Raw genomic sequence first — 24,964 nt, 5'->3', positions numbered from 1 at the left:
CCACTGCTCCACGGGGCGCCACGGCCCGAGGATCAGTCCTGGGTCTCCTCGCCGTCGCTCTCCTGGAGGCTCTTCTGGAGGGCCAGCTTCTCGCCCGGAGCGAGCGTGCTGAGGATCCTCTCCAGATCGTCCGCGGAGGCGAACTCCACGGTGATCTTGCCCTTCTTCTGGCCCAGCTCGACCTTTACCCGCGTCTCGAAGCGATCCGAGAGCCGCGTGGCCAGCTCGCTCAGCGCCGGCGAGGGCACCGACCCGGCCCGGGGGCCCCGGGAGCGCGAGGCCTTCTGAGGCCGCGAGCCCATCAGCGTCACGATCTCTTCCACGGAGCGCACCGACAGCCCTTCGGCCACGATCCGGTGCGCCAGCCGGTCCTGCTCCTCCGAGTCCTCGACGGCCAGCAGCGCCCGAGCGTGGCCGGCGGAGAGCACTCCGGCCGCCACCCGCTTCTGGACGGTCGGGGACAGCTTCAGCAGACGCAGGGTGTTGGAGACCTGCGGGCGCGACCGGCCGATCCGGTCGGCCAGCTGGTCGTGCGTGCAGTTGAAGTCCTTCAACAGCTGATCGTAGGCAGCGGCCTCTTCGATCGGGTTCAGCTGCGCGCGGTGCAGGTTCTCCAGCAGCGCGTCCAGGAGGAGCTTCTCGTCCTCCGTGGCCCGGACGATGGCCGGGATGGCTTCCAGACCGGCCTCGCGGCAGGCGCGCCAGCGCCGCTCGCCCATGATCAGCTCGTAGCGGCCGGTCCCCAGCTGCCGGACCACGACGGGCTGCAGGAGACCGACCTCCTTGATGGAGGTGACCAGTTCCTGGAGCGCGTCCTCGTCGAAGATCTCACGCGGCTGGCGGGGGTTCGGCGTGATGGCGTCGAGGGGGATCTCGGCGAAGTGGGCACCCATCGGGGGCGCGGGCACCTCGACGGCCGGGCTCGCCGGAGCCGCCTCGGTCTCCTCCGCAACCGGCGGCAGCGTGGCCACCTTCGCCGCGGCCACCCCTCGGTCGGTCGTCAGCACCGGGGCGGCTCCGGGGGAGGTGGTTCCTCCGCCCCCCATCGCCGCCGGAGCGGGTGCCTTCTCCGTCGGGGCAGCAGGGATCAGTGCGCCGAGACCACGGCCCAGACCCCTCCGTCGCTCGCTCACTGGATCCCCTCCACCATGTTCGGGTCGTTCTGAGCGCCGATATGGGCCTGGCTCGCGTCATAGCTGACGCCAATGCCCCTCAGCGCGATTTCTCGGGCGGCCTCAAGATACGAGAGGGCGCCGCTCGATCCTGGATCGTAAGTCAGCACCGTCTGCCCGTAACTCGGTGCCTCGGAGATACGGACGGAGCGGGGAATGCTCGTCCGTAGCACCTCGTCACCGAAGTGGTTGCGCACCTCTTCCGCGACCTGGGAGGCAAGTCGCGTCCGGCCGTCGTACATGGTGAGCAGGATGGTCGACACATGCAGGGCGGGGTTGAGGTGCCCCCGCACCAGGTCGACGTTGCGCAGGAGTTGGCCGAGGCCCTCCAGCGCGTAGTACTCGCACTGGATCGGGATGAGTACCTCGGCGCCCGCGACAAGCGCGTTGACCGTCAACAGGCCGAGCGAGGGCGGGCAGTCGATGAGGATGTAGTCCAACGGCTGCTCATACGCCTGGATGGCCCGCTGAAGCCGGCTCTCCCGGGCCACCAGGGACACCAACTCGATTTCCGCACCGGCGAGATCGATGGTGGCGGGGGCGCAGAAGAGGCCTTCGACATCAAGGACGGGCTGGACGACCTCGGCGAGAGGCTTGCTTTCGACCAACACGTCGTAGATGGAAGGAACGTCGGCGTGGTGGTCGATCCCGAGGGCCGTGGACGCGTTGCCCTGCGGGTCGAGATCGACCACCAGGACGCGGGCACCGTGCAGAGCCAGCGAAGCGGCAAGGTTGACGGTCGTCGTCGTCTTGCCCACGCCACCCTTCTGGTTGGCGACCACGATGACTCGGGTCTGCTCCGGTCGCGGCAGGCCTTCGCCGGCGCGGCCGAGAGCCTCCACCGCCAGTTGGGCCGCACGACCGATGGGAGTGTCGTCCATCGGGGACGGTGTTTCACGTGAAACATCCACCCCCATCGACTCGGTACGGGGACCGGGGACCGGATCGGTCATCGGTCCCGCGATGTTGGCGTCGGACCGCAAGGATTCACTCTCCTCGACTTCAGGCTCGCAATGAACAGAGCCTCCCATGTCTTCGGGGTCGTGAACCAGTGAGGCCTGGTCTTCTGTGGAGAAATCCACCTCTGTGGACAACTCCGTACCCCTGGAGAGGGACGGAGTTGCCGGAAATGGGGCCGGAGTGTCCGGGGAAGGGGCCTCTCCGAGGGAACCGAGAGGCTTCCGGTCGCGAGGTTCGGCCGCGGCGCGGCCACGACTGATGATGCCGTGCAGCAGTGAGCGACGTTTCACGTGAAACACGATGCACAGCGGCTGCGACCGGAACGTCGCGACACTCCGGCTTGCGCAGGTTTGGCAGCTTGTGTGGAGTACGTCTCGTCGTCAGGACGGATCAGCGGCGTCGGCGAGTCCGTCCAGTCCGGGCCGCCTTCGCCCGCTTGGCGGCGAAGCGGACACCGCCTGGGCTCTCACCAACCTCGACCCGCACCACCGTCGACAGCGGATCCACAATGCCCTCACCCACGTGGAGGATGGACGTCTCCACCGCGCCGAGCTTGCTGAGCGCGGCAGCGGACGCCTTCAGCTCCTCCTCGGCGGTGTCGCCCTTGAGCGCGAGCATCTCGCCGTACGGTCGCAGCAGCGGAATGCCCCAGGTGGCCAGGCGGTCGAGCGGGGCCACCGCCCGGGCGGTCACCACATGGACCGGCGGGAGCTTGCCCAGGACCTCCTCGGCACGGCCACGCACCACGGTGACGTGATCCAGACCGAGCAGCTCGACGACCTCCGTGAGGAAGTTGGTGCGCCGCAGGAGGGGCTCCAGCAGCGTGATGTTCAGGTCGTCGCGGACCAGGGCCAGCGGGATACCCGGCAATCCGGCACCGGAGCCGACATCGCAGACCGTCACTCCCTCGGGGACCGCCTCGGAGAGCACCGCGCAGTTCAGGATGTGCCGCTCCCACAGACGGGGCACTTCCCGCGGGCCGATCAGGCCACGCTGCACGCCCGCCTCGGCGAGCAGCTCCGCATAGCGGACCGCATCGGCGAAGCGATCACCAAACACTTCGCGCGCCTGCTCGGGCGCGGGGGGAAGCTCCGCTGCCTCCGTCACGGGGACCGTCCTTCCGTACAGCGCCGGCGCTCCGCGCACCGGCCACCAGAACTACCAGGCTGACAAAGTTCGGCCCCGCCTGCTCAACAGACGGGGCCGGTGGAACGGGAGAGCCGATCAGGCGGGCAGCACGACGACGAAGCGCTGCGGCTCCTCGCCCTCGGACTCGCTGCGCAGCCCCGCGGCCTTGACCGCGTCGTGCACGACCTTGCGCTCGAACGGGGTCATCGGATTGAGCTTCACGGACTCGCCGGTGCTCTTGACCTCGGCGGCGGCCTTGGCACCCAGCTCGGACAGCTCGGACCGCTTCTTGGCCCGGTACCCCGCGATGTCCAGCATCAGCCGGCTGCGGTCGCCGGTCTCCCGGTGCACCGCCAGGCGCGTCAGCTCCTGCAGCGCCTCCAGCACCTCGCCGTCCCGGCCGACCAGCTTCTGCAGGTCGCGGCTGCCGGTGTCGCTGATGATCGACACGGAGGCGCGGTCGGCCTCGACGTCCATGTCGATGTCGCCGTCGAGGTCGGCGATGTCCAGCAGACCCTCCAGGTAGTCCGCCGCGATCTCACCCTCCTGCTCCAGGCGGGTGAGGGTGTCTGCACCCTCGGCAGCGGCGGAGGTGGTGCCTTCCGTCACGGGATGGGCTCCTTCTTACTTCTTGGACGGGGACTTGGGCCGCTGCGGGCCACCCTTGCGCTGGCCGGACTGGGCCTTGCTGCGGGTGCCGGAGCCGGGCTTCTGGGGCTGCTTGGCAGCAGCGGGCTTGGCGTCCTGCGGCTCGTCGGACTTCTCCAGCGAGGTGGGCTCACCCGCCTGCTTGGGCCCGGACTGGCGCTGGGCCTTGGTCTGACGCTTGGGCTGCTGGCGCCGGGCGGCGGTGGCCGCCGTGGCGTCGACGGGCGCACCGTCCTCGGTCTCCGCCCCGACATGGACCGTGCTCTTCACCACGGTGCCGTCGCTCTGGGCGGCGAGGCCGGCTTTGGTCAGCGCATTGATGAACTTGCGCTCGAACTCGTTGCGGTCGCGTCCCTTGGCGACGATCGCCTTCACGATGGTCTTCTCGCTCCGGCGGCGGACCTTGCCGTGGTGCGTGACGTGCTTGGTCAGACGCTCCAGGTAGGCGGCCTGGGCCTTGGAACCCGGGGTCGGGTTGTTGTGGATGACGTACATCTGCTGGCCCATGGTCCACACGTTGGTGGTCAGCCAGTAGACGAGGACACCGACCGGGAAGTTGATACCGAACACGGCGAACATGATGGGGAAGACGTACATCAGCATCTTCTGCTGCTGCATGAACGGCGTCTTCACCGTCGTGTCCACGTTCTTCGTCATCAGCTGGCGCTGCGTGTAGAACTGCGACGCCGACATCAGGACGATCATGACCACGGTCACGATACGGACGTCGGTGACCGAGGCGCCCAGGGCGTGGATCGTGCCGGAGCCGTCCTTGAACTTCGCGGCGAGCGGGGCCCCGAAGATGTGCGCCTTACGGGCGCTGGCCAGCAGCGACTCGTTGATGACGCCGATGGTGTGGCCCGACGCGATGCCGTTGAGCACGTGGTACAGGGCGAAGAAGAACGGGGACTGCGCCAGGATGGGAAGGCACGAGGAGAGCGGGTTGGTACCCGACTCCTTGTACAGCTTCATCATCTCTTCGGACTGACGCTGCTTGTCGTTCTTGTAGCGCTCCTGGATCTTCTTCATCTCGGGCTGGAGCGTCTGCATGGCCCGGGTCGCCTTGATCTGCTTCACGAAGAGCGGGATCAGGCAGATGCGGATCAGGATCACCAGGGACACGATGGACAGGCCCCAGGCCCACCCGGTGTCAGGGCCGAAGAGGGCGCCGTACACGGTGTGGAACTGGACGATGACCCATGAGACGGGTGTTGTGATGAAGCTGAAGAGGCTGGCAATCGTGTCCACTAATCATGCTCCTTGGGCATGGGACGAGGTCTCTGCGGCCGGGCTCGGAGGAAGCTCGGAAGCAGGCTTCTCGGGCTTCGCTTCGGTGGCCGGTTCGGCGGCGGAGGGCCCGCCCCTGCGTGCGCGCCACGCGTTGCGCAGCATTTCGTGCCACCGCGGGCGCTTACGCGGCGGAACATGGTCCACACCGCCGAGCGACCACGGATTGCACCGGAGGATGCGCCAGGCGGTGAGTGCCGTTCCCTTGATCGCACCGTGCCGGTCGATGGCCGTGTAGCCGTAGTGGGAACACGACGGGTAGTACTTGCACACCGGCCCCAGCAGCGGACTGATCGTCCACTGGTACAGCTTGATCAGAGCCAGCAGCGGGTACTTCATCGCGCGCCCCCTCCCAGCAGCCGCTGTAGGGCGGCATCCAGGTCTCGGGCCAGCTGTGCGTGGTCTGCGTCGCCCGCTCCGGGCAGCGCTCGTACGACTACCAGGCTACCGGGGGGAAACAGGGCGACTCGGTCACGCATCAGATGACGCAGTCTGCGCTTCACTGTGTTGCGCACGACCGCGCCACCCACGGCCTTGCTCACGACGAAACCCGCACGCGTCGGGGGAGCGCTCTCCCCAGGCGCGTGCGGGTCCGTTGCACCGCTTCGAAGGTGGACGACGAGGGTCGGGCGTCCGGCCCGACGACCTCGCCGTACCGCGGTCGCGAAGTCCTCGCGCCGCCTCAGCCGGTTCTCGGTGGGCAGCACGACGTCATGACCTGATCGGAATCAGGCGGACAGACGGGCGCGACCCTTGCTACGGCGGGACGCGAGAATCGCGCGGCCGGCACGGGTGCGCATACGCAGCCGGAAGCCGTGGGTCTTCGCGCGACGACGGTTGTTCGGCTGGAAGGTGCGCTTGCTCACTCGGGGGCTCCAGAAAAGAATCGGTAGTGGCGGGGTGCCGTCCTGGCTGTCACCGTGCGCCCACGAGTAGCTCGCGTCACGCCCGAGTGCACCGCTTCCCGATCACCTGACGTGATCTGTGCCCATCGGAGGCAGGCGGCAGCAGCCATCGACAACTCGACCTGGTTACGGTACGCGGGGCTGCGCCATCCGGTCAAACCGAGGGTCACCGGGAGACACTATCCACAGGCTGGGGACAACAACTTGAACCGTACCCGCCGCGCTGACTACCGTGGCTGAACTCCGATTCGTTCCGTTATCCCCGCCCGACCTGATTTTCATCCCGACCCGTCCCTGAACCACACGTTCGTGGGACCTGTGAGAGAGCGTGCCCTGTGGCTGACGTACCTGCCGATCTTGCCGCAGTGTGGCCACGAGTACTGGAGCAGCTCCTCGGGGAGGGCCGCGGACAGGGTGTCGAGGCGAAGGACGAGCACTGGATCCGGCGCTGCCAGCCGCTCGCGCTGGTGGCGGACACCGCCCTGCTCGCCGTACCGAACGAGTTCGCGAAGAACGTGCTGGAAGGCCGTCTCGCGCCGATCGTCAGCGAGACCCTGAGCCGGGAGTGCGGCCGTCCCATCCGGATCGCGATCACCGTGGACGACTCGGCGGGCGAACCGCCGGCGCCCGCGGCACCCCCCGCGCAGCAGGCGCCGAAGCCGCGCTACGAGGAACCGGAACTGCCCGCGGGGCCGTACGAGGGCTACGGCCGTCGCGGCGACCGCCCGGGCAGCGACCCGCGTGCCGAGCAGCTGCCGCCCGCCCGCCCGGACCAGCTCCCCACGGCCCGCCCGGCCTACCCCTCCGAGTACCAGCGCCCCGAACCCGGTGCCTGGCCGCGTCCCGGGCAGGACGAGTACGGATGGCAGCAGCCCAGGCTCGGCTTCCCCGAACGGGATCCGTACGCCTCGCCGTCGTCCCAGGACGGCTACGGCTCCGGCGCGGACGCGTACGGCTCGCCGTCCCAGGACTACCGCCCGCAGGGCATGGACCGGTCGCCGTACGAGCAGCAGCGCGGCGACTACGACAGCCCGCGCGCGGACTACGACCCGTCCCGGGCCGAGTACGACCAGCGCGACCAGGTCCGCCGTGAGCTGCCCGAGCCGCCGGTGCACCGCGGTGGTCCCGGCCGCCCGGACGTGCCCGCGACGGGTGCCCCCGGGCCACTGGCCGCGCAGCCCGCGCCGGCGAGCGGCCCCGGTGAGCCGACCGCGCGGCTGAACCCGAAGTACCTCTTCGACACGTTCGTCATCGGCGCCTCCAACCGCTTCGCGCACGCGGCGGCGGTCGCGGTCGCCGAGGCACCCGCGAAGGCGTACAACCCCCTGTTCATCTACGGGGAGTCGGGGCTCGGCAAGACGCACCTGCTGCACGCCATCGGGCACTACGCGCGCAGCCTCTACCCGGGCACGCGGGTGCGGTACGTCAGCTCGGAGGAGTTCACCAACGAGTTCATCAACTCCATCCGCGACGGCAAGGGCGACAGCTTCCGCAAGCGCTACCGGGAGATGGACATCCTGCTCGTCGACGACATCCAGTTCCTCGCGGACAAGGAGTCGACGCAGGAGGAGTTCTTCCACACCTTCAACACGCTCCACAACGCCAACAAGCAGATCGTGCTCTCCAGCGACCGGCCGCCCAAGCAGCTCGTCACGCTGGAGGACCGGCTGCGGAACCGCTTCGAGTGGGGCCTCATCACCGACGTCCAGCCGCCCGAGCTGGAGACGCGCATCGCGATCCTCCGGAAGAAGGCGGTGCAGGAGCAGCTCAACGCCCCACCGGAGGTGCTGGAGTTCATCGCCTCCCGGATCTCGCGGAACATCCGTGAGCTGGAGGGCGCGCTGATCCGGGTGACCGCGTTCGCCTCGCTCAACCGGCAGCCGGTGGACCTGGGCCTGACGGAGATCGTCCTGAAGGATCTGATCCCCGGGGGCGAGGACTCGACGCCGGAGATCACCGCGACGGCCATCATGGGGGCGACCGCGGACTACTTCGGGCTCACGGTCGAGGACCTGTGCGGCAGCTCGCGCGGCCGTCAGCTGGTCACGGCGCGGCAGATCGCGATGTACCTGTGCCGGGAGCTGACGGACCTGTCGCTGCCCAAGATCGGGGCGCAGTTCGGTGGCCGGGACCATACGACCGTCATGCACGCCGATCGCAAGATCCGGGCGCTGATGGCCGAGCGGCGGTCGATCTACAACCAGGTGACCGAGCTGACCAACCGGATCAAGAACGGCTGACCTGCGGCCGACGCCGGTCGTACGCCGGCACTGAGGCGCCTTCGGGAGAGAGTTCCCGGGGGCGCCTCTTCGTGTCCTCGTCGTGCGGCCCCGCCTGCCGGCCCGGGCCGCACGGGGCCGGGATCGCCCGCCCGCGGCCGACGGCGGGGCTCCGGGGGCCCCGACGAAGCGGCCGGCCGTGGCCGCCCGGGTACGGCCGCTCGCCATCCGGTGTTCGATTACTTGCCTGGTTACGGCCACTCTCCACAGATTCGGTGACTTTCTTCCGTCCACATCCTGGGGACTGTGGAGTTGTCCCGAACTGCGTCCACAGGGCAGCCTCGCCCATGGCTTCCGCCCAGCTCAGAGGCCTGTGGAATCGTGGACGAACGATCTCCACAGACTGTGGACAACTCGGAGATCCACAGCCTGTGCACGGAGTTGTCCACCGGCGGCCCACAGGCTGGGGGCAGTTGTCCCCAGCGATCCCCAGCTTCTCCACAGCGCTGTCCACTGTTCGGCAACCCGACGCACCCGCTCACCGCGTGGAGTGAAAGCCGTCACAGGAAGCTGCCGGATTGGGGTGTGGGAAACCTGGGTATTCCTGGGGACACAGCTGGGGAGAACTGCCCTCAGCCTGTGGGCGACGTGTGCAGAACTTTCCGTTCTCCACAGACAGCCCCGGTTGTCCACCGCCTCCACCCACAGGGCCGGTGGACAAAATATCCGTGCTGAGCTGGGCAAACGTGGTTATCCACGGTATCCACAGGCCCTACTACTACTCCCGACTAGAGAGAGCTCGGCAATCGTTTCGAAGCGGGGCCTGTGCACAACTCGCGGTCTCGCGCCCGGCTGCCACTCGGTCGGACTTGACCCCAACGGGCACCTACTGTCAGTGCCGTGCGTCAGACTGGTTCCGGTGTCCTGCCCGTCGCAGAGGGCGGTGACACCGAGTCGGAGGACTCAGCAGCAACGGCAGCATCAGGAGGCGGCTTACGGTGAAGATCCGGGTGGAACGCGACGTACTCGCGGAGGCAGTGGCGTGGGCCGCACGCAGCCTCCCGGCCCGTCCGCCGGCGCCTGTCCTCGCCGGCCTGCTGCTGAAGGCCGAGGACGGTCAGCTCAGCCTGTCCAGCTTCGACTACGAGGTCTCCGCGCGGGTGAACGTCGAGGCGGAGGTCGAGGAGGAGGGCACCGTCCTCGTCTCCGGCCGGCTGCTCGCCGACATCTCCCGCGCCCTCCCCAACCGGCCGGTGGAGATTTCCACAGACGGTGTACGAGTCACCGTGATGTGCGGCTCCTCCCGGTTCACCCTCCACACCCTGCCTGTGGAGGAGTACCCGGCGCTGCCGCAGATGCCGAACGCGACCGGCACCGTCCCCGGCGAGGTCTTCGCCGCCGCGGTCTCCCAGGTGGCCATCGCGGCCGGCCGGGACGACACGCTCCCGGTGCTCACCGGTGTGCGCATCGAGATCGAGGGCGACACGGTCACCCTGGCCTCCACCGACCGCTACCGCTTCGCGGTCCGCGAGTTCCTGTGGAAGCCGGAGAACCCCGACGCGTCCGCGGTCGCCCTGGTCCCGGCGAAGACGCTGCTGGACACCGCGAAGTCGCTGGGCGCCGGTGACAGCGTCACGCTGGCGCTGTCCGGGTCCGGTGCCGGTGAGGGCCTGATCGGTTTCGAGGGCGCCGGGCGGCGTACGACCACGCGGCTGCTCGAAGGCGACCTGCCGAAGTACCGGACGCTGTTCCCGACCGAGTTCAACTCCGTCGCCGTGATCGAGACCGCGCCGTTCGTGGAGGCCGTGAAGCGTGTGGCGCTGGTCGCCGAGCGGAACACCCCGGTGCGGCTGAGCTTCGAGCAGGGTGTGCTGATCCTGGAGGCCGGGTCGAGTGACGACGCACAGGCTGTGGAAAGGGTCGACGCCCAGCTGGACGGCGACGACATCTCCATCGCCTTCAACCCGACGTTCCTGCTGGACGGTCTGAGCGCGATCGACTCGCCGGTGGCGCAGTTGTCGTTCACCACCTCCACGAAGCCGGCGCTGCTGAGCGGCAAGCCGGCGGTGGACGCGGAGGCCGACGAGGCCTACAAGTACCTGATCATGCCGGTGCGGCTCAGCGGCTGATCGTCGTCCACAGCTGTGCACGGTGCCGGGTTCCGTAGGGGCGCCCGGCACCGTGCACAGCCGGGCCGGGTCGTCGCCGGCCGCGCGGCCATGACGGCCTGACTCCGCGGACAGGACGGTTCCCGCAGGTGAGCGGCTATGCCCACAGCTGTGCATGAGCGTCCGGGTTTAGGCTCGGCTCGGCACTCCGTGCCTCTCACGCCACACAGCGACCTAAGGAACACAACTGATGGAGCTCGGTCTCGTCGGCCTCGGCAAGATGGGCGGCAACATGCGCGAGCGGATCCGCCGCGCGGGCCACACCGTCATCGGATACGACCGCAACGCGGACGTCGCGGACGTCCACAGCCTGGAAGAGCTTGTGGGCAAGCTCGAGGGCCCGCGCGTGGTCTGGGTGATGGTCCCGGCAGGCGAGCCCACCCAGTCGACCATCGACCAGCTCGCCGAGCTGCTGGCGCCCGGCGACGTGGTCGTGGACGGCGGCAACTCCCGCTGGACGGACGACGAGAGGCACGCCGAGGAGCTGGCCGCCAAGGGCATAGGTTTCGTCGACTGCGGTGTCTCCGGCGGCGTCTGGGGCCTGGAGAACGGGTACGCGCTGATGTACGGCGGCGACGCCGAGCACGTCGCCAAGGTGCAGCCGGTCTTCGACGCGTTGAAGCCGGAGGGCGACTTCGGTTCGGTGCACGCGGGCAAGGTCGGCGCGGGCCACTTCGCGAAGATGGTCCACAACGGCATCGAGTACGCCATGATGCAGGCCTACGCCGAGGGCTGGGAGCTGCTGGAGAAGGTCGACTCCGTCACGGACGTCCGTGAGGTCTTCCGCTCCTGGCAGGAGGGCACGGTCATCCGCTCCTGGCTGCTGGACCTCGCGGTGAACGCCCTCGACGAGGACGAGCACCTGGAGGGTCTGCGCGGTTATGCACAGGACTCGGGTGAGGGACGCTGGACTGTGGAGGCCGCGATCGACAACGCGGTGCCGCTGCCGGCGATCACCGCGTCGCTGTTCGCGCGGTTCGCCTCCCGGCAGGAGGACTCGCCGCAGATGAAGATGATCGCCGCGCTGCGCAACCAGTTCGGCGGTCACGCGGTGGAGAAGAAGTAATCCACAGGGTCGCTCCGCGATCCACACCCCGAGGGAGGTCGGCGGTACCGCCATGCACGTCACGCATCTGTCGCTCGCCGACTTCCGCTCGTACGTCCGGGCCGAGGTCCCGCTCGACCCGGGCGTCACCGCCTTCGTCGGCCCCAACGGGCAGGGCAAGACCAACCTCGTGGAGGCGGTCGGGTACCTGGCGACCCTCGGCAGCCACCGGGTGGCCTCCGACGCCCCCCTGGTCCGCATGGGCGCCGAGCGGGCGGTCGTACGGGCGCAGGTCCGGCAGGGCGACCGGCAGCAGCTGATCGAGCTGGAGTTGAACCCGGGCAAGGCCAACCGCGCCCGCATCAACCGGTCCTCGCAGGTGAGGCCGCGGGATGTGCTGGGGATCGTACGGACCGTGCTGTTCGCGCCCGAGGACCTCGCGCTCGTCAAGGGCGACCCTGGCGAGCGGCGGCGGTTCCTGGACGAGCTGATCACCGCGCGGTCCCCGCGGATGGCGGGTGTGCGCTCGGACTACGAGCGGGTCCTCAAGCAGCGCAACACCCTGTTGAAGACGGCCGCGCTGGCCCGTCGGCACGGTGGGCGGTCCATGGACCTGTCCACGCTCGACGTGTGGGACCAGCATCTCGCGCGCGCGGGCGCGGAGCTGCTCGCCCAGCGGATGGATCTGATCGCCGCGCTGCGGCCGCTCGCCGACAAGGCGTACGAACAGCTCGCTCCCGGCGGCGGTCCGGTCGCACTGGAGTACAAGCCGTCCGCGGCCGGCGAGGCGCACACGCGCGAGGACCTCTACGTCCAGCTGACGGCGGCCCTGTCGGAGGCGCGCAAGCAGGAGATCGAGCGGGGCGTCACCCTGGTGGGACCGCACCGGGACGACCTGCTTCTCAAACTCGGTGAGCTGCCCGCGAAGGGGTACGCCTCGCACGGGGAGTCCTGGTCCTACGCCCTCGCGCTGCGGCTGGCCTCATACGACCTGCTGCGTGCCGAGGGCAACGAGCCGGTGCTGATCCTGGACGACGTCTTCGCCGAGCTGGACGCCCGCCGCCGGGAGCGGCTGGCGGAGCTGGTCGCGCCCGGCGAGCAGGTGCTGGTCACCGCCGCCGTGGACGACGACGTACCCCAGGTGCTGGCCGGCGCGCGGTACACGGTGGCCGGCGGGACGGTGGAGCGCGTATGAGCAGCGAAGAGCCGCTCCCGAGCACCCCGGACCCCCGGAACACGAGCCCCCGGAACACGCAGCCCAGGGACACGAGCGCCCGGAGCACCGACGATCCCTCCGGCGTCGACCTCGCGCGCGTGGCGTTGCGCGCGGCGAAGGAACAGGCACGCGCGCGTGGGGACGCGGCGCGGCAGAAGAAGCAGGCGCGGCGCGGCGGCGGGCTGCGCTCCGGCGCGGGCGCCGACGGACGCGACCCGATGGCGCTGGGCGCGGCCATCAACCGGCTGATCACCGAGCGCGGCTGGGAGAAGCCGGCCGCGGTGGGCGGGGTGATGGGCCGCTGGCCGCAGATCGTCGGCGAGGACCTGGCCAAGCACTGTGTGCCCCAGCGGTACGACGAGGACGAGCGGGTGCTGACCGTCCAGTGCGACTCGACGGCCTGGGCGACCCAGCTGCGGGTGCTGGCCCCCACCCTGGTGGCACGGATCAACGAGGACCTCGGGCACGGCAGCGTACGGATGATCAAGGTGCTCAATCCGGGCGGCCAGCCCCGCCGCTACGGCCCGCTGCGGGCTCCGGGGAGCACCGGACCCGGTGACACCTACGGGTGATGTACCTCACGTCGGGCGCCTGGTCCGGCGTGCTGTCGTGCGCCCGTCCACAGGTGTGGATCACCGCCGTGGAGCGTTCCGGAACCCCCGGCGATCGGCCTCGGACCGCCATCTGACCCGCCGGTAGCCACGGGTTGACGGCTCGAAGCGCTGAGTGCCGCTGTGAGCCCCTCGGAGCCCCCTTCCGTATATCGGTACCCGGCGGAGACCGGTTGAGGGCGGCACATGGGGGCTCAGGTGCCCGCAAACCCCCATCGATGTCAGTGCTACCGGTAGACTGGGAGACAATCCCGCCCCAACGTGGGGACCGCCCGGGAAAAGCTGAGCAACGCTGATCAAGGCTTACCAACGCAACATGCCGCAGCCGCTCCGGCAACCTGCCGACGAGCCCGGCTCGTGCTGTGCCAGAAAGGGCGCTTCGTGGCCGATTCCGGCAACCCCAACGAGAACATTCCGTCCACCGACGCCAGCGTCAACGCCGAGGCCACGGAGTCCGCAGCGGCCTCCGCGTCCTACGACGCCAGCGCCATCACCGTGCTCGAAGGGCTGGACGCGGTCCGCAAGCGGCCCGGCATGTACATCGGCTCCACGGGCGAGCGCGGTCTGCACCACCTGGTGTACGAGGTCGTCGACAACTCGGTCGACGAGGCGCTGGCCGGCTACGCGGACACCATCGACGTGACGATCCTCGCCGACGGCGGCGTCCGCGTCGTCGACAACGGCCGTGGCATCCCGGTGGGCATCGTGCCCTCGGAGGGCAAGCCGGCCGTCGAGGTCGTGCTGACCGTGCTGCACGCGGGCGGCAAGTTCGGTGGCGGCGGGTACGCCGTCTCCGGCGGTCTGCACGGTGTCGGTGTGTCCGTCGTGAACGCGCTGTCCACGAAGGTCGCGGTCGAGGTGCGGACCGACGGCCACCGCTGGACGCAGGACTACAAGATGGGCGTCCCGACGGCGCCGCTGGTCAAGCACGAGGCGACGGAGGAGACCGGCACGTCGGTCACCTTCTGGGCCGACCCGGAGATCTTCGAGACCACCGAGTACTCCTTCGAGACGCTGTCCCGGCGTTTCCAGGAGATGGCGTTCCTCAACAAGGGCCTGACGATCCGGCTCACCGACGAGCGCGAGTCGGCGAAGGCCACGAGCGGCGCGGACGAGGCGGGTGCGGACGAGAAGGCCGAGGTCAAGACCGTCACGTACCACTACGAGGGCGGCATCGTCGACTTCGTGAAGTACCTCAACTCCCGCAAGGGAGAGGCGGTGCACCCGACGGTCGTCTCGCTGGAGGCCGAGGACAAGGACAAGAGCCTGTCCCTCGAGGTCGCCATGCAGTGGAACAGCGGCTACACCGAGGGCGTGTACTCCTTCGCGAACATCATCCACACGCACGAGGGCGGTACGCACGAAGAGGGCTTCCGGGCCGCGCTGACGTCGCTCATCAACAAGTACGCGCGCGACAAGAAGCTGCTGCGTGAGAAGGACGACAACCTCACCGGTGACGACATCCGTGAGGGTCTGACGGCGATCATCTCGGTCAAGCTGAGCGAGCCTCAGTTCGAGGGCCAGACGAAGACCAAGCTGGGCAACACGGAGGCCAAGACCTTCGTGCAGAAGGCGGTCTACGAGCACCTGAACGACTGGCTGGACCGCAACCCGGTCGAGGCCGCGGACATCATCCGCAAGGGCATCCAGGCGGCCACCGCGCGCGTGGCGGCCCGCAAGGCCCGTGACCTGACCCGCCGCAAGGGTCTGCTGGAGTCGGCGTCGCTGCCCGGCAAGCTGGCCGACTGCCAGTCCAACGACCCGGCCAAGTGCGAGATCTTCATCGTCGAGGGTGACTCCGCCGGCGGCTCGGCCAAGTCCGGCCGGAACCCGCAGTACCAGGCGATCCTCCCGATCCGCGGCAAGATCCTGAACGTGGAGAAGGCCAGGATCGACAAGATCCTGCAGAACCAGGAGATCCAGGCGCTGATCTCGGCCTTCGGCACGGGTGTGCACGAGGACTTCGACATCGAGAAGCTCCGCTATCACAAGATCATCCTGATGGCGGACGCCGACGTCGACGGCCAGCACATCAGCACCCTGCTGCTGACCTTCCTGTTCCGCTTCATGCGGCCGCTGGTCGAGGCCGGGCACGTGTACCTGTCCCGTCCCCCGCTGTACAAGATCAAGTGGGGCCGTGACGACGTGGAGTACGCCTACTCGGACCGCGAGCGCGACGCGCTGATCGAGATGGGCCGGCAGCGTGGCAAGCGCGTCCGCGAGGACTCGATCCAGCGCTTCAAGGGTCTCGGCGAGATGAACGCCGAGGAGCTGCGCGTGACCACCATGGACCAGGAGCACCGGGTCCTCGGCCAGGTCACCCTGGACGACGCCGCCCAGGCCGACGACCTGTTCTCGGTCCTCATGGGCGAGGACGTCGAGGCCCGTCGCCAGTTCATCCAGCGCAACGCCAAGGACGTCCGCTTCCTCGACATCTGAGTCGGTCTCAGCTGACCGCACCAGGAAGGATCTTCACCAGCAATGGCCGACGAGAACACTCCCGTCACCCCGGAAGAGGGCGGCGAACTCGTGATGCGTGTCGAGCCCGTCGGGCTCGAGACGGAGATGCAGCGCTCGTACCTGGACTACGCGATGTCCGTCATCGTGTCCCGTGCGCTGCCCGACGTCCGGGACGGCCTCAAGCCCGTCCATCGCCGTGTGCTGTACGCGATGTACGACGGCGGCTACCGCCCCGAGCGCGGCTTCTACAAGTGCGCCCGTGTCGTCGGCGACGTCATGGGCAACTACCACCCGCACGGCGACTCCTCCATCTACGACGCCCTGGTGCGCCTCGCCCAGCCGTGGTCGATGCGGATGCCGCTGGTGGACTCCAACGGCAACTTCGGCTCCCCGGGCAACGACCCGGCGGCGGCGATGCGCTACACCGAGTGCAAGATGGCGCCGCTGTCGATGGAGATGGTCCGGGACATCGACGAGGAGACCGTCGACTTCACGGACAACTACGACGGCCGCTCCCAGGAGCCGACCGTCCTGCCGGCCCGCTTCCCGAACCTGCTGATCAACGGCTCGGCCGGCATCGCGGTCGGCATGGCGACCAACATCCCGCCGCACAACCTGCGCGAGGTCGCGGCCGGCGCCCAGTGGTACCTGGAGAACCCCGAGGTCTCGCACGAGGAGCTGCTCGACGCGCTCATGGAGCGCATCAAGGGCCCCGACTTCCCGACCGGCGCCCTGGTGGTGGGCCGCAAGGGCATCGAGGAGGCGTACCGGACCGGCCGCGGCTCCATCACGATGCGCGCGGTGGTCGAGGTCGAGGAGATCCAGGGCCGCCAGTGCCTCGTGGTCACCGAGCTGCCGTACCAGGTGAACCCGGACAACCTGGCGCAGAAGATCGCCGACCTGGTGAAGGACGGCAAGATCGGCGGCATCGCGGACGTCCGTGACGAGACGTCGTCCCGTACGGGCCAGCGCCTGGTGATCGTCCTCAAGCGGGACGCGGTCGCCAAGGTCGTGCTGAACAACCTGTACAAGCACACGGACCTGCAGACGAACTTCGGCGCCAACATGCTGGCGCTGGTCGACGGCGTGCCGCGCACGCTGTCCCTGGACGCGTTCATCCGCCACTGGGTGACGCACCAGATCGAGGTCATCGTCCGCCGGACCCGGTTCCGGCTGCGCAAGGCCGAGGAGCGCGCCCACATCCTGCGCGGTCTGCTGAAGGCCCTGGACGCCATCGACGAGGTCATCGCGCTGATCCGGCGCAGTGAGACCGTCGAGATCGCGCGCGGCGGCCTGATGGACCTCCTGGAGATCGACGAGATCCAGGCGAACGCCATCCTCGAGATGCAGCTGCGCCGGCTGGCGGCCCTGGAGCGGCAGAAGATCGTCCAGGAGCACGACGAACTCCAGGCGAAGATCAACGAGTACAACCAGATCCTCGCCTCGCCGGTGCGCCAGCGCGGGATCGTCAGCGAGGAGCTGGCAGCGATCGTCGAGAAGTACGGCGACGACCGCCAGACCAAGCTGATCCCGTACGAGGGCGACATGTCCATCGAGGACCTGATCGCCGAGGAGGACATCGTCGTCACCGTCACGCGCGGCGGCTACGTCAAGCGGACGAAGACGGACGACTACCGGGCGCAGAAGCGCGGCGGCAAGGGCGTGCGCGGCACGAAGCTGAAGGAAGACGACATCGTCGACCACTTCTTCGTCTCCACCACGCACCACTGGCTGCTGTTCTTCACCAACAAGGGCCGGGTGTACCGGGCCAAGGCGTACGAGCTGCCCGAGGCCGGCCGGGACGCGCGCGGCCAGCACGTGGCGAACCTCCTCGCCTTCCAGCCGGACGAGGCGATCGCCGAGATCCTGGCCATCCGTGACTACGAGGCGGCGCCCTACCTGGTGCTGGCCACCAAGTCGGGCTTGGTCAAGAAGACGCCACTGAAGGATTACGATTCGCCCCGCTCCGGCGGTGTCATCGCGATCAACCTGCGGGAGCGCGAGGACGGTTCGGACGACGAGCTGATCGGCGCCGAGCTGGTCTCGGCGGACGACGATCTGCTGCTGATCAGCAGGAAGGCGCAGTCGATCCGGTTCACCGCCTCGGACGAGTCCCTGCGCCCGATGGGCCGCGCCACCTCCGGCGTCAAGGGGATGAGTTTCCGTGAGGGCGACGAGCTTCTCTCGATGAATGTGGTGCGACCCGGTACGTTCGTGTTCACTGCCACCGACGGTGGGTACGCGAAGCGGACCGCCGTCGACGAGTACCGCGTCCAGGGTCGCGGCGGCCTCGGCATCAAGGCCGCCAAGATCGTGGAGGACCGTGGTTCGCTCGTCGGCGCGCTGATCGTCGAGGAGAACGACGAAATCCTCGCGATCACCCTCTCCGGCGGTGTGATTCGCACGCGAGTCAGCGAGGTCAGGGAGACGGGCCGTGACACCATGGGCGTCCAACTGATCAATCTGGGCAAGCGCGATGCCGTCGTCGGTATCGCACGTAACGCCGAAGCGGGGCGCGAGGCGGAGGAAGTCGACGGCGACGTGGCCGTGGACGAGACCGCCGAGGGTGCCGCGACCACCGGCACGGACGAGGGTGAGGCACCCTCGGCCGAGTAGCACGAGGAGTGAGTCAGCGTGAGCGGAGCCACGGGCGCCGGATCGGCCGGTACCTCCACGGGTACGGAAACGGACGGCGGCGGCCGTGGCTCCGCCGCGAACGGGCTGCCCGCGGGGAGCGCGCCCGCTGGTGGTGCGCACGACCCGCAGACGACGAACCTGAAGCCGGTGAAGGTGTCCGAGACGGACTCTTCCCGTACGTCTGGATCCCAGGGGGGAACTGTGACGGACACCCGAGGTCCGGCCGCGTCCGGTGAGGCGCGGCCGGCGTCGCCGCTGCCCGGGGAGCGCCGCCCGGAGCAGGCCGACGGGCCCTACCACCCGCCGCAGGCCTATCCGGCGCAGGCGCCCACCGGCGGGGTGCGCAAGCCGCGTACGGGCGTGCGGACGGCGCCGCGGACCCGCAAGGCGCGGCTGCGGGTGGCCAAGGCCGACCCGTGGTCGGTGATGAAGGTCAGCTTCCTGCTCTCCATCGCGCTCGGCATCTGCACGGTCGTCGCCTCGGCGGTGCTGTGGATGGTCATGGACGCGATGGGCGTGTTCTCGACGGTCGGCGGCACGATCTCGGAGGCGACCGGCTCGAACGAGGCGAACGGCTTCGACCTCCAGGCGTTCCTGTCGCTCCCCCACGTCCTGACGTTCGCGGCGATCATCGCGGTCATCGACGTGGTCCTGGCCACGGCGCTGGCGACGCTCGGCGCGTTCATCTACAACCTCTCCGCGGGCTTCGTGGGCGGCATCGAGCTGACGCTGGCGGAGGACGAGTGACGGGCGGACCAGCGGCGTTCCGGCGGTCCCCCGACAACCGATTTTGGGACTGACGCGGTCGTGCGCTAATCTTCAGGAGTCAGCGCGCGGGACACACACCGCAGAGCGCGGCGGGGCTATAGCTCAGTTGGTTAGAGCGCATCCCTGATAAGGATGAGGCCACAGGTTCAAATCCTGTTAGCCCCACCAGCACGAAGACCCCCAGTCGATACCGGCTGGGGGTCTTTGACATCCATGGCTGACATCAGCCGATGAGTGGATCTTCCAGAAGCTCGGCGAGCATGCCGACCGCTTCCCGCTCGCTGTCGCCGACCACGTGGGTGTAGACGTCCATGGTCATGCTGATCTGGCTGTGCCGGAGGATCGCCTGAGCGACCTTGGGGTGCACCTTCAGGAAGGCGAGCAGGGTCCCGCAGGTGTGCCGGGCGAGGCGGACCGTGATCCGGCGGACGCCGGCGCGCTTGACGAGCCGATCGAAGGTGCGGGAGAAGCCCACCGGATCGATCATGCCGCCGTGCTCGGAGGAGAAGATCAGGTCATGGTCCGGCGCCTGGGCCCAGTGCTCACCGGCAATCTTCCGTTCCAGTTCTTGCAGCTCCCGCCGCTCCTCCAGGACACGGGCGCAGAACTCCGGGAGCGGGAGGACGGCCTGTGAGGACTCCGTCTTGAGGTCCTTGAGGACCAGGCCCACACCCTTGACGCGCTGCACCTGCTTGACCGGGGTGAAGTGGCCGGCCTCGAAGTCGATGTCCTGCCAGCGCAGGCCGAGCACCTCGCTGCGACGGAGGCCGAGGACCAGGACGAGGACGCAGGCCGCGTAGAGGCGGTGAGCGCGGACCGAGCGGAGGAAGACGATCGCTTCCCGCGCGTTCCACGCCGTGCCCCTGTCCTTGGCCACCTTGGGCATGTCGACCAGGAGGGCGACGTTGCGCGTGACCAGCTCCTCGCGCATGGCCCGGTTGAGCGCGTTACGGAGGACGCGCAGGACCTCGAAGCGAGCGGAGGCGCCGATCTTCTCCCGCGCCAGCGTGGCCATGAAGGCGCGGATCTGTGCCGGGGTGAGCTTGACCAGCGACTTCTTGCCTAGGTGAGGCACCAGGTAGAGCCGCACCTTGGACTCGTACTTCACGTACGTGTTGTGCTCCCGTTCCGGAGCGACGATGTGCTCCAGCCAGTAGGCCAGCCACTCGCCCAGCGTCCAGGACCGCGAGGGCACCGGGATGCCGTTGCGCTCCTGGTCCTGGAGCTTGCCGAGCTTCTCGTTCGCCTCGTCCCACGTCCGGCCGTACACGTACTTGCGCACCCGGTTGCCGTCCGTGTCGGTTACGTACGCGGCACCCTGGTACCGGCCGTCGGACCGCTTCGTGATCGTGCCGCCGCCATTGGGCCGACGCTTCGCCATCAGGCAGCCTCCCCGATCTGGCCGAGGATGAAGTCGCGGACCGCGTGGTCCGGGATGCGGCGGCAGCCGTCGACCTTGATGGACACGAGGCGGTGGGTGCGGATCAGGTCGTAGACCTTGGTACGGCCCACCTTCAGCCGCGCCATGACCTCGGGCACGGTCAGCAGCTCCGGGGTAGCAGTGGTCACGTAGCGGCTCCTTCCAGGTCGAGCAGGGCGGGTAGCTCCTCGCGGGCGGTTTCGCGGTTGTGCTGGATGTCGCGGCGGATGGTGGCGGCGAGCCAGGATTCGCCGGGGGTGTGGCCGTGGCCGGCGTAGGTCCAGTGGGCGAGGGTCAGGGTGGTTGTCTCCTCGTCGTCGGGGTCGGGCAGGCCGAGGGCTTGGCGTTGCTGGGTGGCGCGGTAGTCGGCACGGGTCTGGCGGAGGGCGCTGAGGGTGGTGGAGTAGCGGCGGGACTTGGTGGAGAAGTGGCCGCGGAAGCCGAGCATGTGGGCCCAGTCGCGCAGCTTGCGGTCGGGGTAGAGCGGGTGGAGGTCGAGGCAGGCGGCGATGAGCCGGGCCGGGTGCTCGGGGACGTCGAGCAGGTCCAGGGCTTCCTTGTTGCCGATGCGGCGGTCTACGGTGCCGGTTGTTTCGGCCGCTTTGGTGGCGTACTTGGCGACGTAGGAGGCGACCGCTTGCTCGGTGATGTCCTCGCCGTCGCCGAAGGCTCGGATCGGTCGTACGTCGAGCTGGGCGCCCCACCGCAGGGTGCGGGGCGGTTGGTCTCCGGACGGGGGTACGTCGACTTCGACGCGGGCGGCAGCGGCCCGGATGGCATCGGTGAGCAGGTCGAGGGTGGCCCACGCGGGCGGCGGGTCGTCGGGGCCGGCCGGGCCGTCGAAGCGGATGACGGCGTGGAAGTGCACGGCCCCGCGCTTTTGGTACTCGGCGACCTTCCCGAATGACACCCGTGACTGCTCGCGTGCGGCCTTCTGCGTGAGTCCGGCCCGCTTGGCGATCTCCCGGCGCAGGTAGATCGTGAAGTAGCGCCACAGCTCGGAGGCGTGGTTGTTCCACAGCACCGCGCCCGCGTAGTCGTAGGTGTCCAGGTCGAGCGGTGTGCCCAGCGCGGGGGCGTCCTCGGCGTGCCGGGTGCCGCAGCGGCAGGGCCGGTTGCCGGGCCGGTTGTGGACCGGGCCGAACGACGGCGCGGTGAGCGTGGCGAACACGCGCGGGTGGTCCCGGATCGTTTCCGGGGTGCCCTTGGCGGGGTCGCCGACGAGGCCGGCGCGGATCAGGTGGTAGGTGTCGCCCGCATAGGTCCAGGCGCAGGCCGGGCAGCGGGAGGCTCGGCGGTTGCCGCAGGCGACGCGCAGGACCCCGCCGGGTTCGGTGTCGGTGGAGTAGGAGTGCAGCACCTGCCCCGTGGCTGCGTCGCGGGTGACGGTTGCCCCCGTCAGGCGGATCGGGTCGGTGCATCCTCCGGTTCGTTTGATCTGTTCTTGGATGCGGTCGAAGCCGGGAGACCCGGCCAGCCTCAGCACGTCGGCGAGGGTGGCCGGGTCCAGGCCCGCCATCGTGGCGGTATCGGTCACTTGATCACCGCCCCCAGCGGGTGCACACGGCGGGCGGTGCCGGTGCCCTTGCAGGTCGGGCAGGTGACGCGGAGAGTGGCGCGAGAGCCGTCCCGGCGGCGGACTCCGGTGGTGATCGCGGCGGTGGCGAAGCCGTCGCAGTCACGGCAGACGCGCGTGTTCTGGGCATGCTGGGGCATGATGAGGCTTCCCTTTCGGGTCCGTTGGATCTGGAGGGGTGGAGCCGTCCGGGGCGGCGGATACTTGGCGGTAGAGGCCGCCCCGGAGGGCGTTACTTGCTGAGGCCCTTGTGCTTGGCCGCGCGGTTGATCGAGTAGGTGAGTCCGCTGGTGGCCGACAGGACCGCGACGGCGGCCCCCGCGACGACCTGGGCGACGAAGGCGATGACCAGCAGCACCGCGATGGAACCGGTGACGACGACGAGCGTCAGCACGATCGGCCCGGTGTAGGAGCGGGGAGCTTCCTGGACGATCACGACACGTCGCACGTCGGTGCCGGGCGGGAGCCGCCGGTAGACGTCGGCGGGGATGTGACCGGCGCGGAGCTGGTCTTCGGGGAGCTGCATGGTCGGCCACCTCCTCTCAGGGGTTGCAGCGGTGGGTGCGGGCGGCGAGTTCTGCCGCCGAGCGGTCGCGGTGCTCGGTGGAGAAGCCACATTCCGGGGCGGTGCAGGCGGCGGTGTGCCGGGTCTGGCCACGGCCGTTGTTGAACGTGCCGACCTGCACGGGGCCGATGCGGATCACGTCGTAGAAGCGGTTGGGGCGCACCTGGTCACCTCCTTTCAGGCGAGTTGGGCGACGATCGCGCCGGCGAGGTCTTCCGGGATGCCGAGGCGAGCGCGCAGGGTGGCGGTGTCGATGTCGGTCCCGGTGCGGGTGCGGTGCTCGGTGGCGACCTTGCGTGCGTGGTCGACCAGAGCCGGGGGCACCACCGGCACCGAGGCCGGGGCCGGGGCTTCCGGCAGAGCCGGGACCGGTTCGGCCGGGGCGATCTCCGGTCCCTCGTCCGCCACGTCGGGGCGGTCGACGACCGGCGCGCGATCGGCAGCAGCCGCGGGTGCGGGTGCGGGTTCGGTGGGCTGGTGGACGAGGAGGGTGCCGCCGAGGAAGGCCAGCGCGGGCCAGCCCGCGACGAGGATGCGCAGCCAGGCCGGTACGTGGTCGAGGTCGAGGAGTCCGGCGGTCGCGACGTTCGCGCCGAGGGAGGCGACCAGGGCGATGACGAACCACGTCCAGGCCGAACGGTCCCGGCGAGCGCCGCGCAGTCGACGCCAGGCCGCCACCAACAGCAGGTCGACCGAGACCGGGTAGGCCCACGCCTTCCAGCCGGACTGTCCGGCCGCTTCGGCGAGGTCGTGCAGGTGGGCGAAGGACAGGGCACCGGCGATCACAGCCTGGATGAGCACGGCATCGATGCGGATCGAGCGGAACACGTCTTCACCTCCCCTCAGTGGTCAGGGCTGTGGCACGGACGGGGGTGTGGTGGGCATCGGCGGGATCGTCACGGGCGGGCGGAACGAGGCCAGGAACGGCAGGTCCGGGGTCAGGTGGGCGTACTCCCGGCAGACGGCCGCCACTTGCGCCGGCGTGGTTTCCGGGGTGCGGATGCGCGACCAGCCACCGGAGGTGTCACCGGCCACCGCGACACCAGGACGGTCCACCCGGATCGAGGTCGCGGACACGACTGCCTCAGGGGCGATGTCGCCCAGGCCCATCTCTGCGGTCTGCTTGTCGTTGACGCGGTGCACCACACGGCCGGTGAGCTGAGCCCGTAGCGCGGTCGCACCGCGGCCGAGGTCGGAGCCGAAGCGCTGCCCGCACACCTCCAGGTAGATCCCAACCGCGCGGGCCATCTGCCCCAGCCGAACGAGCTGCATGACGGTCCGATCCCGAGCCGCCTCGTCCTTCTTGGAGGTGACGAAGAACAGCTCCGCCACCTCGTCCACGAGGACGACCAGCGGCACCGGCCGCAGCTTCTCGGGCAGATCCCACAGATCGGAGACCCCGTGCAGAGCGAGGAGATCGAACCGTTCGCTCATCTCCAGCACAAGCGCGTCTATCAGGCGGCCGGCCATGTCCGGATCGGTGGCCAGCGCCGACAGGCGCGGCAGGTACCGGCTGTGCTCGACACCGCGCTTGCAGTCGATCCCGACCAGGCCGACCGGGAGCTTCGCCAGGCCCATCACCAGGTTGCGCTGGTACATGGACTTCCCCGACGAGTTCGCCCCCAGGGTCAGGGCGTGCGGCATTTTGCGGTAGTCCCGCTCGAAGACCGTTCCGTCCTCCCGAAGCGCCACCGGCACCACCAGGTCACGCGGCCGGGCCTTGCGCGGCAGACGCACCCGGCGCAGCACGTCGTAGCCCGTCATCCGCAGCTCGACATAGCCCGGCTTGGTCTCCGCCACATTCACCGACTGCACCCCGAAGGCGTGCCGCAGCCGCTCCGAGGACACCGCCACGTCGACCGGCTCCAGACCCGCCGGTAGCCGCAACGTCACCCGCAGACCCGTCGACGTCGGACGGATACGGCGGACCTTCGGCGCGACGGGCCGGACCTCACGCCGAGCCAGGTTGCGGGTCATGAACGCCCGCAGCCCCGTCGGCTGCACCGTCAGCCCACACACGTCCATCGTGGACCGATAGGACCAGGCGAACCGGCCCCACGTCAGAGGCAGACCCACCGTCGACCAATACACGCGCGGAGCCCGAGCCTTGGCGTAGCCGACACCGCCAGCCCCCGCTAACGCCCCCGTGGCCTCCACCCACAACGTCCAGTCGCTCACG

At 69.3% G+C, this 24,964-nt stretch carries 24 protein-coding genes and 1 tRNA gene; 9 read left to right on the top strand and 16 right to left on the bottom strand.

Translation table 11 applies throughout. The features are described from left to right. Positions 1-32: 32 nt before the first annotated feature. From OO52_RS00690 to rpmH, 8 genes are all read right to left on the bottom strand, one after another. Positions 33-1,133: a ParB/RepB/Spo0J family partition protein gene (locus OO52_RS00690; protein WP_030640146.1), complete on the bottom strand. Its 1,101-nt coding sequence runs from the start codon at positions 1,131-1,133 to the stop codon at positions 33-35. Further along, on the bottom strand, positions 1,130-2,203 hold the full coding sequence (locus tag OO52_RS00685) for a ParA family protein (RefSeq protein WP_078629610.1): 1,074 nt from the start codon (positions 2,201-2,203) through the stop codon (positions 1,130-1,132). The genes OO52_RS00690 and OO52_RS00685 overlap by 4 nt, the downstream gene beginning before the upstream one ends. A 319-nt stretch (positions 2,204-2,522) precedes the next feature. Beyond that, positions 2,523-3,239, bottom strand: a complete 717-nt coding sequence (rsmG, locus tag OO52_RS00680) for a 16S rRNA (guanine(527)-N(7))-methyltransferase RsmG (RefSeq protein WP_030640149.1) — start codon at positions 3,237-3,239, stop codon at positions 2,523-2,525. Between the two features lie 117 nt (positions 3,240-3,356). Continuing rightward, a complete protein-coding gene (locus tag OO52_RS00675; protein ID WP_030640151.1) occupies positions 3,357-3,869 on the bottom strand; it encodes a protein jag in 513 nt (170 codons plus the stop codon). Positions 3,870-3,884: 15 nt separating this feature from the next. Continuing rightward, positions 3,885-5,156 (bottom strand): membrane protein insertase YidC, encoded by a 1,272-nt coding sequence (yidC, locus tag OO52_RS00670; RefSeq protein ID WP_030640152.1) that lies wholly within the window; start codon positions 5,154-5,156, stop codon positions 3,885-3,887. A 3-nt stretch (positions 5,157-5,159) separates the two neighbouring features. Further along, the gene (gene yidD / locus OO52_RS00665; RefSeq protein WP_030640154.1) at positions 5,160-5,534 is read right to left on the bottom strand and encodes a membrane protein insertion efficiency factor YidD; all 375 of its coding nucleotides are present in this window, start codon (positions 5,532-5,534) and stop codon (positions 5,160-5,162) included. Next, positions 5,531-5,902: a ribonuclease P protein component gene (gene rnpA, locus OO52_RS46715; protein WP_078611778.1), complete on the bottom strand. Its 372-nt coding sequence runs from the start codon at positions 5,900-5,902 to the stop codon at positions 5,531-5,533. The genes yidD and rnpA overlap by 4 nt, the downstream gene beginning before the upstream one ends. A 21-nt stretch (positions 5,903-5,923) precedes the next feature. Beyond that, positions 5,924-6,061 (bottom strand): 50S ribosomal protein L34, encoded by a 138-nt coding sequence (gene rpmH / locus OO52_RS46710; protein ID WP_003956500.1) that lies wholly within the window; start codon positions 6,059-6,061, stop codon positions 5,924-5,926. A 374-nt stretch (positions 6,062-6,435) separates the two neighbouring features. On the opposite strand from rpmH, the gene dnaA reads away from it, so the two are divergent. The 9 genes from dnaA (at position 6,436) to OO52_RS00615 (ending at position 19,392) form a co-directional block, all read left to right on the top strand. Beyond that, the gene (gene dnaA, locus OO52_RS00655) at positions 6,436-8,340 is read left to right on the top strand and encodes a chromosomal replication initiator protein DnaA (protein WP_078864536.1); all 1,905 of its coding nucleotides are present in this window, start codon (positions 6,436-6,438) and stop codon (positions 8,338-8,340) included. 977 nt (positions 8,341-9,317) lie between these two features. Then, entirely contained in the window at positions 9,318-10,448 is a 1,131-nt protein-coding gene (gene dnaN, locus OO52_RS00650; RefSeq protein WP_030640159.1) for a DNA polymerase III subunit beta, read from the top strand. A 229-nt stretch (positions 10,449-10,677) separates the two neighbouring features. Next, the gene (gnd, locus tag OO52_RS00645) at positions 10,678-11,553 is read left to right on the top strand and encodes a phosphogluconate dehydrogenase (NAD(+)-dependent, decarboxylating) (RefSeq protein WP_030640160.1); all 876 of its coding nucleotides are present in this window, start codon (positions 10,678-10,680) and stop codon (positions 11,551-11,553) included. A gap of 52 nt (positions 11,554-11,605) precedes the next feature. Next, the gene (gene recF, locus OO52_RS00640; RefSeq protein WP_030640162.1) at positions 11,606-12,727 is read left to right on the top strand and encodes a DNA replication/repair protein RecF; all 1,122 of its coding nucleotides are present in this window, start codon (positions 11,606-11,608) and stop codon (positions 12,725-12,727) included. Continuing rightward, positions 12,724-13,320, top strand: a complete 597-nt coding sequence (locus tag OO52_RS00635) for a DUF721 domain-containing protein (protein ID WP_030640164.1) — start codon at positions 12,724-12,726, stop codon at positions 13,318-13,320. Before recF ends, OO52_RS00635 begins: the two co-directional genes overlap by 4 nt. Before the next feature lie 396 nt (positions 13,321-13,716). Continuing rightward, complete coding sequence (gene gyrB / locus OO52_RS00630; RefSeq protein WP_030640166.1) at positions 13,717-15,798, top strand: DNA topoisomerase (ATP-hydrolyzing) subunit B; 2,082 nt, start codon at positions 13,717-13,719, stop codon at positions 15,796-15,798. 42 nt (positions 15,799-15,840) lie between these two features. Further along, the gene (gene gyrA, locus OO52_RS00625; RefSeq protein WP_030640168.1) at positions 15,841-18,435 is read left to right on the top strand and encodes a DNA gyrase subunit A; all 2,595 of its coding nucleotides are present in this window, start codon (positions 15,841-15,843) and stop codon (positions 18,433-18,435) included. An 18-nt stretch (positions 18,436-18,453) separates the two neighbouring features. After that, entirely contained in the window at positions 18,454-19,203 is a 750-nt protein-coding gene (locus OO52_RS00620; protein ID WP_030640169.1) for a DUF3566 domain-containing protein, read from the top strand. A 112-nt stretch (positions 19,204-19,315) separates the two neighbouring features. Beyond that, positions 19,316-19,392: transfer RNA gene (locus OO52_RS00615), tRNA-Ile, on the top strand. Between the two features lie 55 nt (positions 19,393-19,447). On the opposite strand, the gene OO52_RS00610 is transcribed toward OO52_RS00615, so the two are convergent. The 8 genes from OO52_RS00610 to OO52_RS00575 all read right to left on the bottom strand — a co-directional run bounded on the left by OO52_RS00610 (position 19,448) and on the right by OO52_RS00575 (position 24,963). After that, positions 19,448-20,605: a tyrosine-type recombinase/integrase gene (locus tag OO52_RS00610; RefSeq protein ID WP_030640171.1), complete on the bottom strand. Its 1,158-nt coding sequence runs from the start codon at positions 20,603-20,605 to the stop codon at positions 19,448-19,450. Next, positions 20,605-20,793, bottom strand: a complete 189-nt coding sequence (locus tag OO52_RS00605) for a helix-turn-helix domain-containing protein (protein WP_030640173.1) — start codon at positions 20,791-20,793, stop codon at positions 20,605-20,607. The genes OO52_RS00610 and OO52_RS00605 overlap by 1 nt, the downstream gene beginning before the upstream one ends. Then, positions 20,790-22,181 carry a replication initiator protein RepSA gene (repSA, locus tag OO52_RS00600; RefSeq protein WP_030640175.1) on the bottom strand — a complete coding sequence of 464 codons (1,392 nt, stop codon included), beginning with the start codon at positions 22,179-22,181 and terminating at the stop codon, positions 20,790-20,792. Before repSA ends, OO52_RS00605 begins: the two co-directional genes overlap by 4 nt. Continuing rightward, positions 22,178-22,360, bottom strand: coding sequence for a hypothetical protein (locus OO52_RS00595; protein ID WP_030640177.1), 183 nt, complete (start codon positions 22,358-22,360; stop codon positions 22,178-22,180). Before OO52_RS00595 ends, repSA begins: the two co-directional genes overlap by 4 nt. Positions 22,361-22,452: 92 nt before the next feature. Beyond that, on the bottom strand, positions 22,453-22,746 hold the full coding sequence (locus OO52_RS00590; protein WP_030640183.1) for a hypothetical protein: 294 nt from the start codon (positions 22,744-22,746) through the stop codon (positions 22,453-22,455). A 16-nt stretch (positions 22,747-22,762) separates the two neighbouring features. Beyond that, positions 22,763-22,948 carry a mobile element transfer protein gene (locus tag OO52_RS00585; protein WP_019527436.1) on the bottom strand — a complete coding sequence of 62 codons (186 nt, stop codon included), beginning with the start codon at positions 22,946-22,948 and terminating at the stop codon, positions 22,763-22,765. A 14-nt stretch (positions 22,949-22,962) separates the two neighbouring features. After that, positions 22,963-23,613, bottom strand: coding sequence for a DUF2637 domain-containing protein (locus tag OO52_RS00580; RefSeq protein ID WP_030640184.1), 651 nt, complete (start codon positions 23,611-23,613; stop codon positions 22,963-22,965). A 21-nt stretch (positions 23,614-23,634) separates the two neighbouring features. After that, positions 23,635-24,963 (bottom strand): FtsK/SpoIIIE domain-containing protein, encoded by a 1,329-nt coding sequence (locus tag OO52_RS00575; RefSeq protein ID WP_030640185.1) that lies wholly within the window; start codon positions 24,961-24,963, stop codon positions 23,635-23,637. Position 24,964 lies beyond the last annotated feature (1 nt).

Origin of the sequence: Streptomyces flaveolus, assembly GCF_000716535.1 — a bacterium.
GTDB lineage: Bacteria > Actinomycetota > Actinomycetes > Streptomycetales > Streptomycetaceae > Streptomyces > Streptomyces flaveolus_A.
The sequence above is the reverse complement of the archived record's forward strand: the minus strand, read 5'-3'. Positions and strand labels throughout refer to the sequence as shown.

Bases quoted from the DNA above. Each gene is read 5' to 3' on its own strand.
- OO52_RS00590 (WP_030640183.1), bottom strand. From the start codon at position 22,746: ATGCAGCTCCCCGAAGACCAGCTCCGCGCCGGTCACATCCCCGCCGAC.
- OO52_RS00685 (WP_078629610.1), bottom strand. From the start codon at position 2,203: ATGGGAGGCTCTGTTCATTGCGAGCCTGAAGTCGAGGAGAGTGAATCC.
- gnd (WP_030640160.1), top strand. From the start codon at position 10,678: ATGGAGCTCGGTCTCGTCGGCCTCGGCAAGATGGGCGGCAACATGCGC.
- gyrA (WP_030640168.1), top strand. From the start codon at position 15,841: ATGGCCGACGAGAACACTCCCGTCACCCCGGAAGAGGGCGGCGAACTC.
- recF (WP_030640162.1), top strand. From the start codon at position 11,606: ATGCACGTCACGCATCTGTCGCTCGCCGACTTCCGCTCGTACGTCCGG.
- OO52_RS00595 (WP_030640177.1), bottom strand. From the start codon at position 22,360: ATGCCCCAGCATGCCCAGAACACGCGCGTCTGCCGTGACTGCGACGGC.
- OO52_RS00610 (WP_030640171.1), bottom strand. From the start codon at position 20,605: ATGGCGAAGCGTCGGCCCAATGGCGGCGGCACGATCACGAAGCGGTCC.
- OO52_RS00635 (WP_030640164.1), top strand. From the start codon at position 12,724: ATGAGCAGCGAAGAGCCGCTCCCGAGCACCCCGGACCCCCGGAACACG.
- yidD (WP_030640154.1), bottom strand. From the start codon at position 5,534: ATGAAGTACCCGCTGCTGGCTCTGATCAAGCTGTACCAGTGGACGATC.